This window comes from Serratia montpellierensis (genome assembly GCF_020858655.1).
Classification (GTDB): domain Bacteria; phylum Pseudomonadota; class Gammaproteobacteria; order Enterobacterales; family Enterobacteriaceae; genus Serratia; species Serratia montpellierensis.
Genome location: NZ_VOSN01000018.1, coordinates 181,163 through 201,180, shown reverse-complemented (window position 1 = coordinate 201,180; position 20,018 = coordinate 181,163). Strand labels below are relative to the sequence as shown.

General features: G+C 58.7%; 16 protein-coding genes. 1 reads left to right on the top strand and 15 read right to left on the bottom strand.

Translation table 11 applies throughout. The features are described from left to right. Positions 1 to 15: 15 nt before the first annotated feature. The gene (locus FUU19_RS19305) at positions 16 to 1,251 is read right to left on the bottom strand and encodes an MFS transporter (protein ID WP_230490653.1); all 1,236 of its coding nucleotides are present in this window, start codon (positions 1,249 to 1,251) and stop codon (positions 16 to 18) included. A 289-nt stretch (positions 1,252 to 1,540) separates the two neighbouring features. Here FUU19_RS19305 and FUU19_RS19300 point away from each other — a divergent pair, with 289 nt between their 5' ends. Continuing rightward, entirely contained in the window at positions 1,541 to 2,416 is an 876-nt protein-coding gene (locus tag FUU19_RS19300) for a LysR family transcriptional regulator (RefSeq protein WP_230490652.1), read from the top strand. Between the two features lie 59 nt (positions 2,417 to 2,475). On the opposite strand, the gene nuoN is transcribed toward FUU19_RS19300, so the two are convergent. The 14 genes from nuoN to lrhA form a co-directional block, all read right to left on the bottom strand. Then, a complete protein-coding gene (nuoN, locus tag FUU19_RS19295) occupies positions 2,476 to 3,933 on the bottom strand; it encodes an NADH-quinone oxidoreductase subunit NuoN (RefSeq protein WP_033635324.1) in 1,458 nt (485 codons plus the stop codon). Between the two features lie 6 nt (positions 3,934 to 3,939). Then, the gene (gene nuoM, locus FUU19_RS19290) at positions 3,940 to 5,469 is read right to left on the bottom strand and encodes an NADH-quinone oxidoreductase subunit M (protein ID WP_202669895.1); all 1,530 of its coding nucleotides are present in this window, start codon (positions 5,467 to 5,469) and stop codon (positions 3,940 to 3,942) included. A gap of 95 nt (positions 5,470 to 5,564) precedes the next feature. Further along, the gene (gene nuoL / locus FUU19_RS19285) at positions 5,565 to 7,412 is read right to left on the bottom strand and encodes an NADH-quinone oxidoreductase subunit L (protein WP_043140059.1); all 1,848 of its coding nucleotides are present in this window, start codon (positions 7,410 to 7,412) and stop codon (positions 5,565 to 5,567) included. Then, positions 7,409 to 7,711, bottom strand: a complete 303-nt coding sequence (gene nuoK, locus FUU19_RS19280; protein ID WP_004936014.1) for an NADH-quinone oxidoreductase subunit NuoK — start codon at positions 7,709 to 7,711, stop codon at positions 7,409 to 7,411. The genes nuoL and nuoK overlap by 4 nt, the downstream gene beginning before the upstream one ends. Next, positions 7,708 to 8,265, bottom strand: a complete 558-nt coding sequence (nuoJ, locus tag FUU19_RS19275) for an NADH-quinone oxidoreductase subunit J (protein ID WP_197834072.1) — start codon at positions 8,263 to 8,265, stop codon at positions 7,708 to 7,710. Before nuoJ ends, nuoK begins: the two co-directional genes overlap by 4 nt. Positions 8,266 to 8,278: 13 nt before the next feature. Beyond that, positions 8,279 to 8,821 carry an NADH-quinone oxidoreductase subunit NuoI gene (gene nuoI / locus FUU19_RS19270; protein WP_025160170.1) on the bottom strand — a complete coding sequence of 181 codons (543 nt, stop codon included), beginning with the start codon at positions 8,819 to 8,821 and terminating at the stop codon, positions 8,279 to 8,281. A gap of 14 nt (positions 8,822 to 8,835) precedes the next feature. After that, positions 8,836 to 9,813: an NADH-quinone oxidoreductase subunit NuoH gene (gene nuoH / locus FUU19_RS19265; RefSeq protein WP_004936022.1), complete on the bottom strand. Its 978-nt coding sequence runs from the start codon at positions 9,811 to 9,813 to the stop codon at positions 8,836 to 8,838. After that, positions 9,810 to 12,548: an NADH-quinone oxidoreductase subunit NuoG gene (nuoG, locus tag FUU19_RS19260; RefSeq protein WP_130017836.1), complete on the bottom strand. Its 2,739-nt coding sequence runs from the start codon at positions 12,546 to 12,548 to the stop codon at positions 9,810 to 9,812. The genes nuoH and nuoG overlap by 4 nt, the downstream gene beginning before the upstream one ends. Before the next feature lie 77 nt (positions 12,549 to 12,625). Further along, positions 12,626 to 13,972 carry an NADH-quinone oxidoreductase subunit NuoF gene (gene nuoF / locus FUU19_RS19255; RefSeq protein WP_015378579.1) on the bottom strand — a complete coding sequence of 449 codons (1,347 nt, stop codon included), beginning with the start codon at positions 13,970 to 13,972 and terminating at the stop codon, positions 12,626 to 12,628. Next, positions 13,969 to 14,520 carry an NADH-quinone oxidoreductase subunit NuoE gene (gene nuoE, locus FUU19_RS19250; protein ID WP_141967590.1) on the bottom strand — a complete coding sequence of 184 codons (552 nt, stop codon included), beginning with the start codon at positions 14,518 to 14,520 and terminating at the stop codon, positions 13,969 to 13,971. Before nuoE ends, nuoF begins: the two co-directional genes overlap by 4 nt. 2 nt (positions 14,521 to 14,522) lie before the next feature. Beyond that, positions 14,523 to 16,319 (bottom strand): NADH-quinone oxidoreductase subunit C/D, encoded by a 1,797-nt coding sequence (gene nuoC, locus FUU19_RS19245; protein ID WP_025303662.1) that lies wholly within the window; start codon positions 16,317 to 16,319, stop codon positions 14,523 to 14,525. A 96-nt stretch (positions 16,320 to 16,415) separates the two neighbouring features. After that, entirely contained in the window at positions 16,416 to 17,090 is a 675-nt protein-coding gene (locus tag FUU19_RS19240) for a NuoB/complex I 20 kDa subunit family protein (protein WP_004936039.1), read from the bottom strand. A 15-nt stretch (positions 17,091 to 17,105) separates the two neighbouring features. Then, entirely contained in the window at positions 17,106 to 17,543 is a 438-nt protein-coding gene (nuoA, locus tag FUU19_RS19235) for an NADH-quinone oxidoreductase subunit NuoA (RefSeq protein WP_025303663.1), read from the bottom strand. Between the two features lie 708 nt (positions 17,544 to 18,251). Further along, entirely contained in the window at positions 18,252 to 19,196 is a 945-nt protein-coding gene (gene lrhA, locus FUU19_RS19230) for a transcriptional regulator LrhA (RefSeq protein ID WP_197834071.1), read from the bottom strand. Between the last annotated feature and the right edge of the window lie 822 nt (positions 19,197 to 20,018).

The window sequence follows — 20,018 nt, the reverse complement described above, 5'->3', positions numbered from 1 at the left end:
TCAATCACAAAATCATTAACGTGGGAACCCTACACGAGCCGTCTTCCATGCCAACAACAGGCACACCACGGTGCTGCCCAGGAACAGCAAATGGGTTGCCTGACGCAGATCGACGCGATCGACCACCACGCCCAGCACGATAGGCACCCAGTTGGCGATATAAGCGATAACGTAAAACAGCGAAAGCAAACGCGCATGGCTGGCCGGCGGTGAAATCAGGTTTACCAGGGTCGCGCTGCCGACGAAAATGGCGCCGTAAGCATAGCCGGCCACCACCAGCCCCACAGCCGCCAGCCACAGTGAATGCCATTGGATCGCTGTGGCGAATACCACCGCCGCCAGCACCTGCGCCAGGCAACCGAACAACAGCGAATGGCGGGCGTTAAGGCGGCGGCTAAGGATCTGGCTGATACCGGCGATCAACAGATACACCGCAATCGCATAGCCAAAGACGCCACGAGCGTGCAGGCCTAACAGCGTTTCCGCCACGCTGGGACCGATAGCCAAAATGCTGGCGGCCAGGGCCCAACAGATAAATAAAGCCCCTGCACACACAAAGAATTTACCGCCGGTGGTGCGCAAGCCATCGAGCAGCGAGCTTTTTTCTGTCTCGACCGACGCAACATGGCTCGGCGCCGTAACCACGCCACGCGGCCACGAGAACATCACGCCCAACGCACCCACGGCGGCAATGACCATGATGAAAACGAATGGCAGCGTCGTGGGATGGAAGCCGGTCTGCAAGGCGATGCCGCTGAAGATCGGGCCCAGCGCCAACCCTGTGGTAAAGGACAGCGTCGCGATCAACGCCGCATTTTTGCCGCCGTCCCGCGGCCCATACCGCACCAACGCAATGTTCGCCGCACCGGTCAGCGCCCCGGTACCTACCCCGGCCAGCAGCCGCGCCATGAGCATCATGACAAAGGTATCGGCCCGCGCGAACAGCAGCGCACCGCTCAACACCACCAGCAATGCCGGCACGATCATGCTGCGCAAATCCTTCACTTTGCCGACCAGATTACCGACGCCGAACAAAGAGATCAGCACGCCGGCGGCGTAGGCGCCGTAAACGACGGTCAGGCTGACGGAGCTCAGCGCAAACTGCTGCTGATACAGCGGATAAAGCGGCGTCGGCGCGCTGCTGTTCAGCAATGCCGACATCAAAGCCAGCGCCAGGAACCATAAAATGGCCCTGTGCGACGCCTGAGCATTTTGCGGCGCCGCGATCTGGCTGCCGGTATTTTCTGACATGTTTCAACTCCCAAAGTCGGCAGACGGTGGCCTGCCATCGACATCTTTCCTCACCCGGCGGACCGGGAACGGCGCTTATCATAGCGTTACGGCGACGAGCGAAGTATCGTCAAGAATGAATCACCCTGATGCATTCTTGCATCACCGGAGAAATAACCGCCGATGTGCAGGCCGCTAGCCGTCTTTCTCTCCCCCCGGGCAGAACAACGCTTTATGATAGAAGCCGTTATTATTCGCCTGGCTCGGCCTGTGCCCCACGGCGCCGACAAATCTGCAGAGAGGAAATGGCATGATGAATTGGGACGACGCGCGCTTCTTTTTGGCCGTTGCGCGCTGTGGCACGCTACGCAAAGCCGCCAGCCAGCTGAATGTCGATCAGGCGACCGTCGGTCGACGGCTCTCCGCTTTCGAAGATGCGCTCGGCTCCAAGCTGTTTATCCGCACGCCGAAATCCTTCGCACTCAGCACGTTGGGGGAAGAAATGCTGGCGGACGTGATGAGGATGGAAAATGCGGTGCAGGCGATCAACCGTAAAGCCGCCAGCGGCGATGACAGCCTGCACGGCCACGTGCGCATCGCCACCACCGATACCCTGGCTGAAGCCTTCGTGATGCCCGCACTGCAAGATCTGCGGGAACGCTATCCGGCCATCACCGTCACGCTGCTGACGGCACTGGACATCACCGATATCGCTTACCACAGTGCGGATCTGGCGATCCGCGGCGCCCGCCCCGATGACGATGAGCTGATCATCAAACGCTTAGCCACCATCGAAATGGGCCTGTACGCCACCCGGCACTATTTGGCGCGGCGCGGCATGCCGGTCAGGGGCGAGCAGCTGCGCGGCCACGATCTGTTGATGTTCCCGCGCGAACTGGTGCCGCGCCACTGGAGTAATTTCTGCGGCGAGACTCTGCACGAGCCCAATGTCGTGCTGCAATGCAATTCGCAGCTGTTGTTACGTTCCGCCACCCGCAGCGGGCTGGGCATCGGCCTGCTCTCCGTTTTTTTGGCGGACAAAGACCCGGAGCTGGTGCGCCTGTTCCCGGAGAACAAAGACTGGGTGGATATCTGGCTGGTGTTGCACCCCGATTTGCAACGCGCCGCCCGCGTGCGCGCGGTGGTGCAGGCGCTGGAAACATCGTTTAGCGCCCATTACGGCTGAGTGCCGCTTCCCCATAAAAAAAGGTCGCCGAAGCGACCTTTTTACCGTCTGAAGCATTATCAGAACGTCGGCTGTGCCATCTGCACCAGCGAAATCAGCGGCTGCGGATAGACACCCAACAGCAGCACCAGCGCGGCGGAAATCAGCACCACGACGCCACCGGCGGTCAACGCCCAGTTGTTCGGGGTATCGCGCTGCAGCGATTCCGGCGCGCTGAGGAACAGGCTGACGGTCACGCGCAGGTAGTAGTACAGGCCGATGGCGCTGCCTACCACGACTGCGCCGGTCAGCCACCACAGGTGTGCGCTGACGCCCATCGCGATCACGAAGAACTTACCGATAAAGCCCAGCGTCATCGGGATACCGGCCAGCGACAGCATCATCACCGTCATCACCGCGGACAAGATTGGCTTGTGCCAGAACAGACCACGGTAAGAGAACAGCGAATCCGCATCCGGGCCGCGGTACGGGCTGGACATCAGGCTGACCACGCCGAAGGCGCCCAGGCTGCTGAACAGGTAACCGGCCAGGTAAACGCCGGCGGTTTCCAGCGACAGCTGATGGGTTTGCACCGCAATCAGCGCCACCAGCAGGTAGCCCAGGTGAGCGATCGACGAGTAGCCCAGCAGACGCTTGATGTTGGTCTGGCTGATGGCCATCAGGTTACCGAACAAGATAGAGCAGAACGCGATGATCGACAGCACCATGCGCAGCGCTTCGTTGTCGGCGGCCGGGGCATACAGGAACAGACGCATCACGACCGCGAAGATCGCAATCTTGCTGGCGGTCGCCAGGAAGGTCGAGACCGGCGCAGGCGCGCCCTGATACACGTCCGGCGTCCACAGTTGGAACGGCACCAGCGACAGCTTGAAGCCCAGACCGACGATCATCATGCCCATACCGGCCAGGATCAGCGGCTGGTGCATCATGTTTTCCTGCAGGCTCTTGCCGAGGCCGGCCAGCGACAGATCGCCGGATTCAGCGTACAGCAGCGCCATGCCGAACAGCAGGAACGACGACGCGGCGGCGGACAGCAGCATGTACTTGATGGCGGCTTCCAGCGGGCGCTTCTGGCGGTAGGCGTAGCCCACCAGGCCGAACAGCGGCAGCGAGATCAGCTCGATACCGATGAACAGCGAAGCCAGATGGTTGGCGCTCGCCAGCAGGATGCCCCCCATGGCGGCGATCAACACCAGCAGGTAGAACTCTTCGCGGTTATCCGGATAGCCGACCAGCCACGGATAGGCGAAGGTGCAGGTCGCCAGGCTCGCCAGCAGCACCAGCCCGGTGTAGAACATCGAGTAACCGTCAACCCGCAACAGCGGGGTGACGTCCATTGGGCCTGCCTGGCCGACAAAGTACAGCGAAAGCAGCGCCAGGTTGAGACCGATCACGGTCAGGGTGGCGTTGATAAAGTGGTCGCGTCGCCACGCAATGCCTAGCATCACAACCACCACCGTCAATCCGACGATCAACAGCGGCAGCAGTGCGATCAGTTGTTGAGGAGTTATTGTCATGGCGAATTACGGCCTTGTTGTTGAAATTGCTGAAACTGACGAACCAAACCAGTGTTGCACGTTGCTCATCGCCGCGTTGGAAGTATCCAGAATCGGCTGCGGGTAAACCCCCAGCAGAACCAGCAACACCACCAGCAGCAGAATGATGAACAGCTCGCGCGCGGTCATGCCCTGCAGCGGCTGGTCGGATTTAGGCGCACCGTAGTAAGCGCGCTGCATCATGATCAGCGAGTAAACCGAAGCGAACACCAGACCGAAGGTGGAGATCACGGTGATCACCGGTACCACCTGGTAGCTGCCGAACAGAATCATGAATTCGCCGACGAAGTTACCGGTACCCGGCATCCCCAGCGTAGCCACGGCGAAGAACAGCGACAGCGCAGGGATGAACTTGATACGCCCCCACAGGCCGCCCATCTGACGCATGTCACGGGTATGCAGACGCTCATACAGCTGGCCGCAGATGATAAACATACCGGCGGCGGACAGGCCGTGCGCGATCATCTGGATAACCGCACCCTGGTAAGCCAGCTGGCTGCCGGTGTAGATGGCGATCAGCACGAAGCCCATGTGCGATACCGAGGTGTAGGCGATAAGACGCTTGATGTCGGTCTGCGCGAACGCCATCCAGGCGCCGTAGAAGATGCCGATCACGCCCAGCCACATGGCGATTGGCGCAAACTCCTGCGAAGCCTCAGGGAACAGCGGCAGGCTGAAACGCAGCAGGCCGTAGGCCGCGGTTTTCAGCAAGATGCCCGCCAGGTCGACGGAACCTGCGGTCGGTGCCTGGCTGTGCGCGTCCGGCAACCAGCCGTGCAGCGGCACCACCGGCATTTTCACCGCGAAGGCGATGAAGAAGCCCAGCATCAGCAGATATTGCACGTTGTGGGACATCGGCGTTTGCAGCAGGTCTTCGTAATCGAAGGTCCACACGCCGGTGGCGTTGTAGTGCACGAACACCAGGCCCAGGATTGCAATCAGCATCACCAGACCGCTGGCCTGGGTGTAGATGAAGAACTTGGTCGCCGCGGTGATACGGGTTTTACCGTCCGACGCCTTGTGCCCCCACAGCGCGATCAGGAAGTACATCGGCACCAACATCATTTCCCAGAAGAAGAAGAACAGGAACATGTCGATGGCGAGGAACACGCCGATAACGCCGCCCAGGATCCACAGCAGGTTGAGGTGGAAGAAGCCCTGATACTTCTGGATTTCACGCCAGGAACAGAGGATCGCCAGCACGCCCAGCAGACCGGTCAACACCACCATCAGCAGCGACAGACCGTCCAGCGCCAGGTGGATGGAGATGCCGAAGCGCGGGATCCACGGCAGCAGGAATTCGCTCTGCCACTGCGGAATGCCTTTCGGCGTGGTCAATGTATAGCCGCCCTGCATCCACAGCTGCAGAGAGAGCGCCAACGTCAGCCCCATTGCGATCAGCGCTATCCAGCGCGGCACCTTAGTACCGAAGCGCTCAAGCTGCCAGCACAGCAGACCGCCGATAAAGGGGATAAGAATTAGCCAAGGTAATAGCATGGCGTTTTGTGTCCCTTATACGAATAATTTCAAACTTTGTACGTAGCGCCTGCCCGGCGCTACGCCCGAAAAATGCGTCTGTTTAAATTATTCAATTAAACCAAAATCAACAGAGCCAATACGACCACTGCACCCACACCCATAGACGCTATATACCAACGCACCTGACCGTTCTCGCTCACCGTCAGACCGCGGTTCCCCCAGCGGGAGAAGACGGCCGGCAGGTTCATCAGCGAGTTCAGCGGATCGCGCTGCAGCAGCTTCGCAATGCCCAGGTACGGCTTGACGAACACTTTGTCATACAGCCAGTCGAAGCCCCAGGCATGGAACCACCAGGTCGAGAAGAAGCGCCCCGGCGCGCTGTTGGCGATGCTGTTGACCAGGCTACGTTTGCCCAGCCACAGCGCGGCCGCCAGCAGAATGCCGACGATAGCCACCACGCCGGAGGTGATTTCAAGCGTCAGCACGCTGCCGTGCGCCAGCTCGGTCGTATCCGGCAGCACGCCCTGCAACGGCGGCACGATCATCGCGCCGACGAAGGTGGACAGCACCAGCAGAACCAGCAGCGGCAGGTGGTGAGTGATGCCTTTACCGGCATGCGCTTTGATTTTCTCTTCGCCATGGAACACGATGAAAATCATACGGAAGGTGTACAGCGAGGTCATGAACGCGCCGACCAGGCCGGCCACCATCAGGTTGATGTGGCCGTTGGCCATCGCGCCCGCCAGGATCTCGTCCTTACTGAAGAAGCCGGCCGTGACCAGCGGCAACGCAGACAGCGCAGCGCCACCCACCAGGAAGCAGACGTACACCAGCGGGATGCTCTTGCGCAGGCCGCCCATCTTGAAGATGTTTTGCTCGTGGTGGCAAGCCAGGATCACCGAACCAGACGACAGGAACAATAGCGCCTTGAAGAACGCGTGGGTCATCAGGTGGAAGATCGCCGCGTCCCATGCCTGCACGCCCAGCGCCAGGAACATGTAACCGATCTGGCTCATGGTGGAGTAAGCGAGCACGCGCTTGATGTCGGTCTGCACCAGCGCGGCGAAGCCGGCCAGCAGCAGAGTGACCGCACCGACGATGCCCACCAGGTGCAGCACTTCCGGCGCCATCAAGAACAGGCCGTGCGTACGGGCGATCAGATAGACGCCCGCGGTCACCATGGTCGCCGCGTGGATCAGTGCGGAAACCGGGGTTGGGCCCGCCATCGCGTCCGCCAACCAGGTTTGCAACGGCAACTGCGCCGATTTACCGACCGCGCCGCCCAGCAGCATCAGGGTCGCCCAGGTGATGGCCGTGTCGCCCACCGCCAGTTTCTGCGGCGCCAGGATCATCAGCTCGCGGATGTTCAGCGTGCCCAGCTCGTTGTAGAGGATGAACAGTGCGAACGCCAGGAACACGTCGCCCACGCGGGTCACGATAAAGGCTTTCATCGCCGCCGCGCCGTTGGCCGGATCTTTGTAGTAGAAACCGATCAACAGGTAGCTGCACAGGCCCACGCCTTCCCAACCCAGATACATCAGCAGCAGGTTGTCCGCCAGCACCAATACCACCATGCTGGCGATAAACAGGTTGGTGTAAGCGAAGAAGCGCGAATAGCCCTCTTCACCGCGCATGTACCAGGAAGCGAACATGTGGATGAAGAAGCCGACGCCGGTGACCACCGACAGCATGGTCAGCGACAGGCCGTCCAGCACCAGGGTCACGCCGATATTGAAGTTGCCGACGGCCATCCAGGTCCACAGGCTTTGCTCGAACAGCTGCACGCCGGCGGCTTTCTGGGCGAGGAAATCCATCGCCACATACACCGTGACCAGCGCAGCCAGGCCGATAGAGCCCACGCCGACGGTGGCCGCCGTGTTCTCAGACCAACGACCGCGGGAAAATGCCAACAGCAGGAACCCGATCAGCGGTAGCAGAATTGTTAAATATAATAGGTTCATCCGCGCATCTCACTGACAGTATCAATATTCAGGGTATGACGACGACGGTAGAGCTGCAGCAGCAGCGCCAGGCCGATACTGGCCTCGGCTGCCGCCAGGCTGATCGCCAGGATGTACATCACCTGCCCGTCCGCCTGGCCCCAGTAGCTTCCCGCCACGATAAACGCCAACGCCGCAGCGTTGATCATCACTTCCAGGCTGATCAGCATAAACAGCAGGTTGCGGCGCACCAGCAGCCCGGTCAGCCCGAGCACAAACAGGATAGCCGCCAGGATCAGGCCGTGTTGAAGAGGGATCATGCTTGCTCCTCCGATTTTCTTCTCGCCATTTCGCCACTCGCCGGCGCGTTGCTCAGCACCTCGCCAGGCTTGTGTTCGCGGCCGATATGGAAGGCGACAACCAAACCTGCCAGCAGCAGCATTGAAGCCAGCTCAACCGCCAGTACGTAAGGCCCGAACAGGCTGATGCCCACCGCCTTCGCGTCGACCATCTCGCCGCTGATACCCTGATCGGATACGCTGCGAATAGCGATAATCAGCACCACCAGCAGCGCCAGCGACAGCAGGCCAGGTCCGATCCACACCGTCGGCTTCATCCAGTCGCGCTCTTGCTGCTGCACGTTGCCGAGGTTCAGCATCATCACCACGAACACGAACAGCACCATAATGGCGCCCGCATAGACGATGATTTCCAACGCGGCGGCAAAGTAGGCGCCGAGAGAGAAGAAGACTGCCGAGATCGCCAATAACGAGACGATCAGATACAGCAGCGCATGCACAGGGTTGGTATGGGTGATCACGCGAATCGTCGCGGCCACCGCAATCAAACCTGCCAGGTAAAATGCAATTTCCATGCTTGCTGGCTCCTTAGGGCAACAGACCTTTGACGTCGATCGGTTTGGCTTCGTTTTCGGCTTCGCCTTTGGCTTTGCCGTCAATCGCCATACCGGCCATCCGGTAGAAGTTATATTCCGGATATTTACCCGGCCCCGAGATCAACAGATCTTCTTTTTCGTACACCAGATCCTGACGCTTGTACTCACCCAGTTCGAAATCCGGCGTCAGCTGGATAGCGGTAGTCGGGCAAGCCTCTTCGCACAGGCCACAGAAAATGCAGCGCGAGAAGTTGATGCGGAAGAACTCCGGATACCAACGGCCGTCTTTCTGCTCTGCTTTTTGCAGCGAGATACAGCCGACCGGGCAGGCAACCGCACACAGGTTACAGGCGACGCAGCGCTCTTCGCCGTCCGGATCGCGCGTCAGCACGATGCGACCACGGTAGCGCGGCGGCAGGTAAACCGGTTCTTCCGGATACATCTGGGTTTCGCGCTTGGCGAAGGCATGCATGCCAATCATCCAAATGCTGCGCACCTGGGTGCCGAAACCAACCACTAACTCTTTCAATGTCATGGTTTATTCACCCCTTATTGAGCGTTGTACAAAATGACCGCGGCGGTTGCCAGCAGGTTCAGCAGCGTCAACGGCAGGCACACTTTCCAGCCGAAGGACATCACCTGGTCATAACGCGGGCGCGGCAGCGCGGCACGGATCAGGATGAACATCATCATGAAGAAGGCCGTTTTCAACGCGAACCAGATGAATGGCGGCAGGAACGGACCCTGCCAACCGCCGAAGAACAACGTCACAATCAGGGCGGACACGGTGACGATACCGATGTATTCCCCCACGAAGAACAGACCGAACTTCATGCCGGAATATTCGATGTGGTAACCGTCGGCCAGTTCCTGCTCGGCTTCCGGCTGGTCAAACGGGTGACGGTGACACACCGCCACGCCGGCGATCGCGAAGGTCACGAAGCCGAAGAACTGCGGGATGACGTTCCAGACGTGCGCCTGGGATTCAACGATGGCCTGCATGTTGAACGAATCCGCCTGCATCACCACGCCCATCAGCGACAGGCCGATGAACACTTCGTAGCTCAGGGTTTGCGCGGAGGCGCGCATCGCGCCCAACAGCGAGTATTTGTTGTTGCTCGACCATCCGGCGAACAGCACGGCGTACACCGCCAGGCCGGCCATCATCAGGAAGAACAGAATACCGATGTTGAGATCGGACACCGCCCAGGTCGGGCTGACCGGAACGATGGCAAATGCCAGCAACAGGGAAGTAAAGGCGATCATCGGCGCCAGAGTGAAGATCACCCGGTCGGAGAATCTCGGTACCCAGTCTTCCTTGAAGAACATTTTGATCATGTCGGCGACCAGCTGCAGCGAGCCGCCCCAGCCTACGCGGTTCGGTCCGTAGCGGTTCTGGAACAGGCCGAGCAGGCGGCGTTCGCCGAAGCTCATGAATGCCCCGCACGCCACGACCACCAACAGGATCACGACCGCTTTAAGAATGGCGATCAGAATGTCGATCACCTCAGGGGTAAACCAGCTCATCGTGCCGCCTCCCGCAGATTGTCTACCTTAGCACCCACCAAGATCGGCGGGATCCCTGGCAAGCCGAGCGGCAAACCAACCTGGCCCTGGGTCAGGGTTTCACTCAGACGCACCGGCAGACGCAGGGTCTGGCCCGCACAGCTGAACTCCACCAGGCTGCCCGCGTTGACGCCAAGCGTCGCCGCGTCGGCCGGGTTGACCATCACGTAAGCTTCCGGCATGCGCTGCTGGATCACGTGAGAGCGCTGCGACATTTCATCGCTGCCGAACAGGTGGTAGTACGGCGCGACACGCCAGCCGTCGACCGGGTTGAACGCGGCCGGCACGCGGTCGAAGTAACCGAGGCTGCCCTCCCCCGCTTCGATCAGGCGCACACCCGGATCGCCGTGGCGCAGTTTGCCGCCCACTTCGGCCTGGAACTTGTTCCATGCCTGCGGTGAGTTCCAGCCTGGCGCCCAAGCGAACGGGATCTGCTGACGATCGGCCAGCGGGCTGTTGTTCCCTTCCATCGAGAAGGCAAACATGGTGTCTTTATCCTGCGGCTGACGCGGCTCGTGCACGCTGATGTTGGCGCGCATGGCGGTACGGCCGCTGGAGCGGTGCGGCGAACGCGCCAGCTTCTGACCGCGGATGCGGAAAGTCGCGTCCGGCGCGGCGTCGACGATGCCCTGCAGCTGCGGCAACGCGGCAACGCAAGCGGCGATCACGTCATCGAGCTGGGTCCAGTCCACGTGGCGGCTGGTGTAGGTAGAGTGCAGCGAGTGCATCCAGCGCCAGCTTTCCAACATCACGGTGAACTGATTCTTCTTGGCGTCGTCGTAGTAAGCCGGATCGTATACCTGGAAGAAGCGCTGCGCGCGGCCTTCCTGGTTGATCAGCGTACCGTCGCTCTCGGCGAAGCTGGCCGAGGAGAGGATCAGGTTGGCTTTGTCCATGATCGCGGTGCGCTGGTGGTCGGCGACGATCAGGTTGTTGACCTTGGCCAACGCTGCGTCCACCTGCGCCGCCGGCGCATGACGATAGAGATCGTTTTCCATCACGATGGCGGTGTCGGCTGCGCCGCTCGCCAGCTGTTCCAGCGCCTGATCGAGCGAACCGCCGCCGATCATCGCCAGGCCCATGCTGTTGGCAGCGCCCGCCACGAAGGTGATGCCGACATCGGAACCGCGGCCCTTCAACGCTTTGGCGATGTTGGCCGCCGCTTCGATGATGGCTTCGCTGCCGGCGTTGCTGCCGGTCACGATCAGCGGTTTGCGTGCGCCGGTCAGCGCCTGCACGATGATATCGACTTTCTTGTTCAGGCCGTCGGCCAGATCGTTCACCGCCGGCGCTGCGCTATCCAGCGCGTGCGCGATGGCGAAGCCGAAGCGTGCCTGCTCGTCCACCGGCGCGCGGTAGTTCCAGGCGGCGATGTCGTCCAGGCGGGTGTTGTCGACGTTAGTAGTGAACAGCGGGTACTTGGCGTGCTGACCGATGTTCTGCACCGCCGCGATCTGCCAGTCGGCCACGCGTTGCGCCGCCGCCATCGCGCGAGCTTTCCCCTTGACGGCCTGGCGCACGGACAGCGCGATACGCGCACCGGTTTGCGTCAGGTCTTCGCCCAGCACCAGCACTGCGTCGTAATCTTCGATCTCACGCAGCGCCGGCGTATGGACGCCGCCGTTTTTCAGCACGTTCAGCATCAGCGCCAGGCGTGATTGCTCTGCCTGAGCGATACCGGTGTAGTAGTTCTCGGCGCCGACCAGCTCGCGCAGTGCGAAGTTGCTTTCTAGGCTGGCGCGCGGGGAGCCGATGCCGATGGTTTTCTTCGCCTGACGCAGGATGTCCGCCGCGCCCTGCATCGCCTGCTCGGCGTTCAGGGTGATCCAGTCATCGCCGCGCAGCTGCTGCGGTTGACGCGGACGATCTTTCTGGTTGACGTAGCCGTAACCGAAACGACCGCGGTCGCACAGGAAGTAGTGGTTCACGCTGCCGTTGTAACGGTTTTCGATACGGCGCAGCTCGCCATAGCGTTCGCCCGGGCTGGTGTTACAGCCGATGCTGCACTGCTGGCAAATGCTCGGCGCGAACTGCATGTCCCATTTACGGTTGTAGCGTTCGGAGTGCGTTTTGTCGGTGAATACGCCGGTCGGGCACACTTCCACCAGGTTGCCGGAGAACTCGCTTTCCAGCGTGCCGCTTTCCGGGCGACCGAAGTAGACGTTGTCGTGCGCGCCGTACACGCCGAAGTCGGTGCCGTCCGCATAGTCTTTGTAGTAACGCACGCAGCGGTAGCAGGCGATGCAGCGGTTCATCTCGTGCGAGATAAACGGCCCCAGCTCCTGGTTGTTGTGGGTACGCTTGGTGAAGCGGTAGCGGCGGAAGCTGTGGCCGGTCATTACCGTCATATCCTGCAGGTGACAGTTACCGCCTTCTTCACAAACCGGGCAGTCGTGCGGGTGGTTGGTCATCAACCACTCGACCACGCTTTCACGGAACTGCTTCGCTTCGCCGTCATCGATGGAGATGAAGGTGCCATCGGATGCCGGGGTCATACAGGACATCACCAAACGGCCGCGCGTATCTTCCGCGTTTTGGTATTGCTTTACCGCACATTGGCGGCAAGCGCCGACGCTTCCCAGCGCCGGATGCCAGCAAAAGTAAGGAATATCAAGCCCGAGGGAAAGACAAGCCTGCAGCAGGTTGTCCGCTCCGTCTACCTCATACTCTTTGCCGTCTACATGAATCGTAGCCATAGTCAGCATGCTTCCAAGTGGCCTGCCTTGCGGCAGGCGTTAATCAAAAATTCTGGCCGTGTTCGGGCGAGTTCGGCTTACCAGCGCTGCTTCAGCAGATTGTTCGGCTGAATGCCGCCAATCGCATGGGCGTTGCCGAAGTGCTGCACGGCGATACCCGCCTCGAACTCTTCACGGAAATATTTAATCGCGCTTTGCAGTGGCTCTACGGCACCTGGCGCGTGGGCGCAGAAGGTTTTGCCCGGGCCGAGGGAACGGCACAGCTGTTCGAGGGTTTCGATATCCCCCGGCTGCCCTTCGCCGTTCTCCAACGCACGCAGGATCTTCACGCTCCACGGCAGGCCGTCGCGGCATGGCGTACACCAGCCGCAGGACTCGCGAGCGAAGAACTCTTCCAGGTTGCGCACCAGCGGCACCATGCCAATCTCGTGGTCTACCGCCATCGCCAGCGCGGTGCCGAGACGGCTGCCGGCTTTGCCGATCGCGCCGTATTCCATCGGCAGGTCGAGGTGATCGGCGGTCAGGAAGTCGGTCCCCGCACCGCCCGGCTGCCAGGCTTTGAAACGCAGACCGTCGCGCATGCCGCCGGCGTAGTCTTCCAGGATCTCGCGCGCGGTGGTGCCGAATGGCAGTTCCCAGACGCCCGGATTTTTCACCCGGCCGGAGAAGCCCATCAGCTTGGTGCCTTTGTCTTCACTGCCGGAGATGCCGGTGTACCACTCCACGCCGTTCGCCAGAATGGCCGGCACGTTGCACAGGGTTTCGACGTTATTAACGCAGGTCGGCTTACCCCAGACGCCGGCGCTGGCCGGGAATGGCGGCTTGGAACGCGGGTTGGCGCGGCGGCCTTCCAGCGAGTTGATCAGCGCAGTTTCTTCGCCGCAGATGTAACGGCCGGCGCCGGTGTGCACGATCAGCTCGAAATCAAATCCGGTGCCGAGAATGTTCTTGCCCAGATAGCCGGCTTCGGTGGCTTCCGCGATGGCGCGACGCAGGTGCGCTGCCGCTTCGATGTACTCGCCGCGCAGGAAGATGTAGCCGCGGTAGGCTTTCAGCGCGAACGCGGAGATCAGCATGCCTTCCACCAGCAGATGCGGCAGCTGCTCCATCAGCAGACGGTCTTTATAGGTGCCCGGCTCCATCTCATCGGCGTTACACAGCAGGTAACGGATGTTCATGGATTCGTCCTTCGGCATCAGGCTCCACTTCAAACCGGTGGAGAAGCCCGCGCCGCCGCGGCCCTTCAGCCCGGAGTCTTTCACCAGGCCGACGATCTCGTCCGGGGCCAGGCCTTTGAGGGCCTTTTCTGCGCCGGCATAGCCGTTTTTACTGCGGTATTCGTCCAGCCACAGCGGCTGCTTGTCATCGCGCAGACGCCAGGTCAGCGGATGCGTTTCGGGAGTGCGTACAATGTGCTTGGTCATTGATACTGCTCCAGTAGCGTCTCGATATCTTCAGGCTTCAGCTGACTGTGAGTGTCCTCATCAATCATCATGGTCGGCCCTTTATCGCAGTTGCCCAGACAGCAGGTCGGCAGCAGCGTGAAGCGGCCATCAAAGGTGGTTTGACCCGGTTTGATGTTCAGCTTCTTCTCGATAGCGGCCTGAATGCCCTGGTAACCGGTGATGTGACAAACAACGCTGTCACAATAACGGATCACGTGACGTCCTACTGGCTGACGGAAAATCTGGCTGTAGAACGTGGCCACGCCTTCTACGTCGCTGGCGGGGATGCCCAGCACTTCCGCGATGGCGTAAATCGCACCGTCCGGAACCCAGCCGCGCTGCTTCTGCACAATTTTCAGTGCTTCGATGGAAGCGGCGCGCGGATCCTCGTAATGGTGCTTTTCGTGCTCGATCGCATCACGTTCTTCCGCGCTCAGTACAAATGCATCAACGCCGCTCTGAGGAGCGGCTGCATTGATGGGCTCGAGCGCATCATTGACTGCGTGATTGTCTTTTTGAGAGTGCATAGTTAGCGGTCCACATCTGACATTACAAAATCGATACTACCCAGATAGACGATCAGGTCGGAAACCAGGCTGCCTCGGATGACCGATGGGATCTGCTGCAGGTGCGCAAAGCTCGGCGTACGTACCCGGGTGCGGTAGCTCATGGTGCTGCCGTCGCTGGTCAGGTAGTAGCTGTTGATCCCTTTGGTGGCTTCAATCATCTGGAATGATTCGTTGGCTGGCATCACCGGGCCCCAGGAAACCTGCAGGAAGTGGGTGATCAGCGTTTCAATGTGCTGCAGCGTACGCTCTTTCGGCGGCGGCGTGGTCAGCGGGTGATCGGCCTTGAACGGGCCTTCCGGCATGTTGTTCAGGCACTGTTCGAGGATGCGCAGGCTCTGGCGCAGCTCTTCCACCTTCAGCATCACGCGGGTGTAGCAGTCGCTGTTGCCATCGCCCACCGGCACTTCGAAGTCGAAGTTCTCATAGCCGGAGTAAGGACGCCATTTACGCACATCGAACTCGACGCCGGTGGCACGCAGGCCGGCACCGGTCACGCCCCACTCCAGCGCTTCTTTGGCGTTGTAAGACGCTACGCCGATGGAACGGCCTTTCAGGATGCTGTTCTTCAGCGCCGCTTTCACGTAGGAGTCCAGACGCTTCGGCATCCAGTCGAGGAATTCACGCAGCAGACGATCCCAGCCGCGCGGCAGATCGTGCGCGACGCCGCCGATGCGGAACCAGGCCGGGTGCATACGGAAACCGGTGATCGCTTCCACCAGATCGTAGATTTTCTGACGGTCGGTAAAGGCGAAGAACACCGGGGTCATCGCGCCGACGTCCTGAATGAAGGTGGAGATGTACAGCAGGTGGCTGTTGATGCGGAACAACTCGGACAGCATCACGCGGATGGTGTCGACGCGCTCAGGCACCTTGATGCCGGCCAGCTTCTCGACCGCCAGCACGTAAGGCATTTCGTTCACACAGCCGCCGAGGTACTCGATACGGTCGGTGTACGGAATGTAGCTGTGCCAGGATTGACGCTCGCCCATCTTCTCGGCGCCACGGTGGTGATAGCCTATATCCGGCACGCAGTCGACGATCTCTTCGCCGTCCAACTGCAGAATGATGCGGAACGCACCGTGCGCGGACGGGTGGTTCGGGCCGAGGTTGAGGAACATGAAGTCTTCGTTCTCGGTGCCGCGCTTCATGCCCCAGTCTTCCGGCTTGAAGGTCAGCGCTTCCATCTCCAGATCTTCTTTCTGCTTGGTCAACACGAAAGGATCGAATTCGGTGGCGCGCGCCGGGTAGTCCTTACGCAACGGGTGCCCTTCCCAGGTCTGCGGCATCATGATGCGCGACAGGTGCGGGTGGCCGTCGAAGGTGATGCCGAACATCTCCCAGGTTTCGCGCTCGTACCAGTTGGCGTTCGGGAACACCTTGGTCGCCGTCGGCACATGCAGGTCTTTTTCAGACAGCGCCACCTTCAGCATGATGTCGCGGTTGCGTTCGATGGAAATCAGATGGTAGAAAACGGAGAAATCCGCAGCGGGCAGGCCGTCGCGGTGGGTGCGAAGACGTTCGTCCACGCCATGCAGATCGAACAGCATGACATACGGCTTCGGCTGTTTTCTCAGGAACGTCATTACTTCCAGCAACTGGTCAGGTTTAACCCATACCACAGGCATGCCGGTACGGGTGGCCTGAACAGTAAAGGCTTCCGGCCCAAAACGGTTGCGCAGTTCGCCGATCACCGGGTCGTCAAGGTGATCTCGGGTCTGCCAGGCAGGCAAGGCGTCGTGCGTCGTCAAATCTGTCATAATTTTTTTTCACCACACTAAAGGGTTATTCGCCGCAAGTTTCACTTTTCGCTGTGTTAACCAATAGCGCACTAAGATGGACGTTAAATGAACGTCTTAAATCTCGTCAGGCGTCCGGAGGTTGGTCACCGCGATGCGCTCGCCGTGTTTACGCTCTCTTTCAGACTGCATATTGGCGCGGTAAACGCCCTGATCGCCGACAACCCACGACAGCGGGCGACGTTCTTTGCCGATGGATTCCTGCAGCAGCATCAGCGCTTGCATGTAGGCTTCCGGACGCGGCGGACAGCCGGGAATGTACACATCGACCGGCAGGAACTTGTCCACGCCCTGCACCACGGAATAGATGTCGTACATGCCGCCGGAGTTGGCGCAGGCGCCCATCGAGATCACCCACTTAGGCTCCAGCATCTGCTCGTACAGGCGTTGGATGACCGGGGCCATCTTGGTGAAACAGGTACCGGCCACCACCATCAGGTCAGCCTGACGCGGGGAGGCGCGCAGTACTTCCGCACCGAAACGCGCCACGTCGTGAACGGCGGTAAACGACGTCACCATCTCCACGTAACAGCACGAAAGGCCGAAGTTATACGGCCAAATAGAGTTTTTACGCCCCCAGTTCACCATGTCATGCAGCGCATGTTCGAGTTTACCCATGTAAACCGTGCGGTGGACCTGTTGTTCCAGGGGATCGGCGACGATCTCCTGTTTTTGCAGGGGATAACGGTCGTTCTCACCGTTCGGGTCTATGCGGGTGAGCGTATAGTCCATCTTAATGCCTCGCTGTTACTGCGGATGACTGTTGGTGTTAGTGATCGTGCTCGGTTTGCTGCGGCGTTGGGAACGCGCCGGAGTCCAATCCAACGCGCCGATGCGCACCAGATAAACCAGACCGGCCAATAGCACCAAAATGAAAATGGCGGCTTCGATAAAGCCTACCCAACCGCTCTCGCGAACCGAGACCGACCAGGCGTACAGGTATAAGGCTTCAACGTCGAAAATAACGAAGAACATGGCCACCAGGTAGAACTTGGCGGACAAGCGCATGCGCGCCGTACCGACCGAGTCGATGCCTGATTCAAACGGGGTGTGTTTGGCGCGCGCCCGGGCTCTCCCGCCCAAGAAGAACGCACCCAGCAGCATTAAGCCGCAGAGCCCGATAGCCACGACGAGAAATACGGCGAGCGCCCAGTGATGAGCGATAACTTCAGTGGTTGTTGACATACTCTATGCTTACTCATCAAAAGTGGCGTCGATCGCACTGCTCTTGTCACCGGCAGTTAGTGCGCCACATCGATTTAAGGGAAGGATAAATAACCACACAAACAAACTGCTTTTACAGCGAGTTAGGCAGCGTTTTTCTGTGGGCTTTTTACTCCTTTCTATAACCTTTTGTCAACTTTGACAAAAGTATCTACACACTAGTTTACATACGTATCATTTGATTAACATTTGATGCGCCAGGGACAGGCTAAATCGTGTCAGTTAATTTTTGTGTAGAAACAGATAGATATAAACCAACATGCACATTTCAGTTTTACTATACCATTGTCTCAGGAATTCCCTGTTCTTCCACTCACTACCTAGGGGTATTTTTTTGATCCAGGACACGTTTTCAGCATAAATCCTCAAAAAAAGTGTGGCCCTTTAACAATTTTCCTCAAATTAAGCCGCAAAAACGGCCGCTATAAGCTAACAAAATAACCCTGCTATTACCATGCCTTTAACCCATTCAATCTCATTGCTCAAAAAACAAACTCAACGTCTTAAACCCGGCCAAACTCTCTTTTCAGTAACGCTTAAAAGTTAATAAAACAGCCAACTCATAACAAAATCGTCATTAAATCCCTATAACAGTAAAAATCGCCAAAAAAAGGACAAAAAAAAACCTCCGCCGAAGCAGAGGTTTTCATCAGATCTAACGCCGCGGCGTTATTCTTCTTCGTCCACCAGGCTGGCGTCATCCTGATCGCCCTGGAGACCGTTTTCCGCGCCGTTGAAGCCATAACCGTCATTGCCGCCCTGCATTGCGCTGAAGATGGCCATCGCCAGCTCATTGCTGCACTGCGCGTTTTTGCACAGCGCATACTGGGTATCCGGCAGCGGCGGCAAACCTTCCACCGCCCCCAGCACCCGCAGATCGGGGCTCATCATCTCGATCGGCCGCGCGGTCACGCCCAGGCCGGCCTTACAGGCCGCCCGCACCGCGGACAGCGTGGAGGCGACGTAGGCGATGCGCCACGGGATACCGGCTTCGTCCAACTGTTTGATCGCCAGCGCGCGGAACGGGCTTGGCTCATCCATCACCACCAACGGGATCGGTTCGCCCGCCTGATAGTGGTAATCGGCGGCGCAGTACCACAGCGTCGGCGATGTGCGCAGCACGATATGAGGATGTCCGGCCGGATCGGCCGTGGTCACCGCCAGATCGATCTCGCCCTCTTCCAGCAGATCGACCATCGTCGTGCTGCGCTTTACGCGCACGTCAATGGCCAACTTTGGATAGATGGCGGTCACGCGGTTCAACAGGAAAGGCAGAATGGTATCGGCGGTGTCGTCGGAAGCGCCGATGGTCAGAACACCTTTAATATTGTTGTACATCAGCGAGGTACAGGCTTCGTCGTTAAAGCGCAGGATCTTCCTGGCATAACCGAGAAGCTGAATACCATGCTCAGTCAGGAGTTTGTTACGCCCATGGCGGGCAAACAGTTCTTTGCCGACCAGTTGCTCTAATCGCTGCATTTGTTGACTGACGGCTGATTGAGTACGGCATACGGCGACAGCCGCCGCCGCAAAGGTATTCAAATCAGCAACCGCAACAAAGGTTCTTAGCAGATCGAGGTCGAGATTAAGTATCGGACGATTTGCAGTTGTCATAGTGTATTCTTCACTTTTTTAAATTCTAATTTACGAACTACTACCCTGGTGTGTTTCTCAGACGCCGTTGAAAAGGACGGAGCCTGTTATGACAGTACCCCACTCATAAGTGGAGGGCAAAAAAATTACTTATGATTCGTTACCTCTATCGCTTTTTAAAATGCGATCTATCGATGCTGCTTATAGAACGCGGGGGGCTGAATACCGGTGAAAAGGGAAAACCCCCACCGAACCTGAGATTTTACTCATTCATACTGCCTAATTTCCACTCCATTCGTGCTACTGAGAACCCTTATCAACCGGCCTTCAGACTGCATTCCAGAGCAAAAAAGATAAATAATTAACGGTACCGACTTCGTGTTACTACTCAATGAATTTAATAAATTCAATCAGTAAGATTTTTGCTTTAAATAATAATCTTATAACCACATAAACAATGCTTAAGGTAAAATATAAAGTAAAGCTAATGTAAATATGTCATTTTCCTTAGTGTGGTGCGCGAACCGGCACCCCGCTATCAGACTACTCCGGTATTATCGTTCCTTTACAGTTTATTGAAGCCTATTCTCCCTTTCGGCTTATCAGTTCACTGCTGCCGGCCGCGATCGCCGGCACGTCGCGTTTATCGATGCGGGATTTATCAGAACAAAACCCTAGTAAAATTATAGTTCATGAAATTATGAACCACAAAATAACTTTACCTTTGCTTATCATAACTAAAATCCCCCGTTACGACATGCATTTGCACCAAAGGCGTGCAAAACCCTTCAAAAGCAACTACGCCAGGAGTACATTGGGCGAGTTGCGGCGTCCCACGGTAGG

Excerpts from the sequence above, each read along its gene's own strand:
- FUU19_RS19305 (WP_230490653.1), bottom strand. The coding sequence starts at position 1,251 with ATGTCAGAAAATACCGGCAGCCAGATCGCGGCGCCGCAAAATGCTCAG.
- FUU19_RS19300 (WP_230490652.1), top strand. The coding sequence starts at position 1,541 with ATGATGAATTGGGACGACGCGCGCTTCTTTTTGGCCGTTGCGCGCTGT.
- nuoN (WP_033635324.1), bottom strand. The coding sequence starts at position 3,933 with ATGACAATAACTCCTCAACAACTGATCGCACTGCTGCCGCTGTTGATC.
- nuoM (WP_202669895.1), bottom strand. The coding sequence starts at position 5,469 with ATGCTATTACCTTGGCTAATTCTTATCCCCTTTATCGGCGGTCTGCTG.
- nuoL (WP_043140059.1), bottom strand. The coding sequence starts at position 7,412 with ATGAACCTATTATATTTAACAATTCTGCTACCGCTGATCGGGTTCCTG.
- nuoK (WP_004936014.1), bottom strand. The coding sequence starts at position 7,711 with ATGATCCCTCTTCAACACGGCCTGATCCTGGCGGCTATCCTGTTTGTG.
- nuoJ (WP_197834072.1), bottom strand. The coding sequence starts at position 8,265 with ATGGAAATTGCATTTTACCTGGCAGGTTTGATTGCGGTGGCCGCGACG.
- nuoI (WP_025160170.1), bottom strand. The coding sequence starts at position 8,821 with ATGACATTGAAAGAGTTAGTGGTTGGTTTCGGCACCCAGGTGCGCAGC.
- nuoH (WP_004936022.1), bottom strand. The coding sequence starts at position 9,813 with ATGAGCTGGTTTACCCCTGAGGTGATCGACATTCTGATCGCCATTCTT.
- nuoG (WP_130017836.1), bottom strand. The coding sequence starts at position 12,548 with ATGGCTACGATTCATGTAGACGGCAAAGAGTATGAGGTAGACGGAGCG.
- nuoF (WP_015378579.1), bottom strand. The coding sequence starts at position 13,972 with ATGACCAAGCACATTGTACGCACTCCCGAAACGCATCCGCTGACCTGG.
- nuoE (WP_141967590.1), bottom strand. The coding sequence starts at position 14,520 with ATGCACTCTCAAAAAGACAATCACGCAGTCAATGATGCGCTCGAGCCC.
- nuoC (WP_025303662.1), bottom strand. The coding sequence starts at position 16,319 with ATGACAGATTTGACGACGCACGACGCCTTGCCTGCCTGGCAGACCCGA.
- FUU19_RS19240 (WP_004936039.1), bottom strand. The coding sequence starts at position 17,090 with ATGGACTATACGCTCACCCGCATAGACCCGAACGGTGAGAACGACCGT.
- nuoA (WP_025303663.1), bottom strand. The coding sequence starts at position 17,543 with ATGTCAACAACCACTGAAGTTATCGCTCATCACTGGGCGCTCGCCGTA.
- lrhA (WP_197834071.1), bottom strand. The coding sequence starts at position 19,196 with ATGACAACTGCAAATCGTCCGATACTTAATCTCGACCTCGATCTGCTA.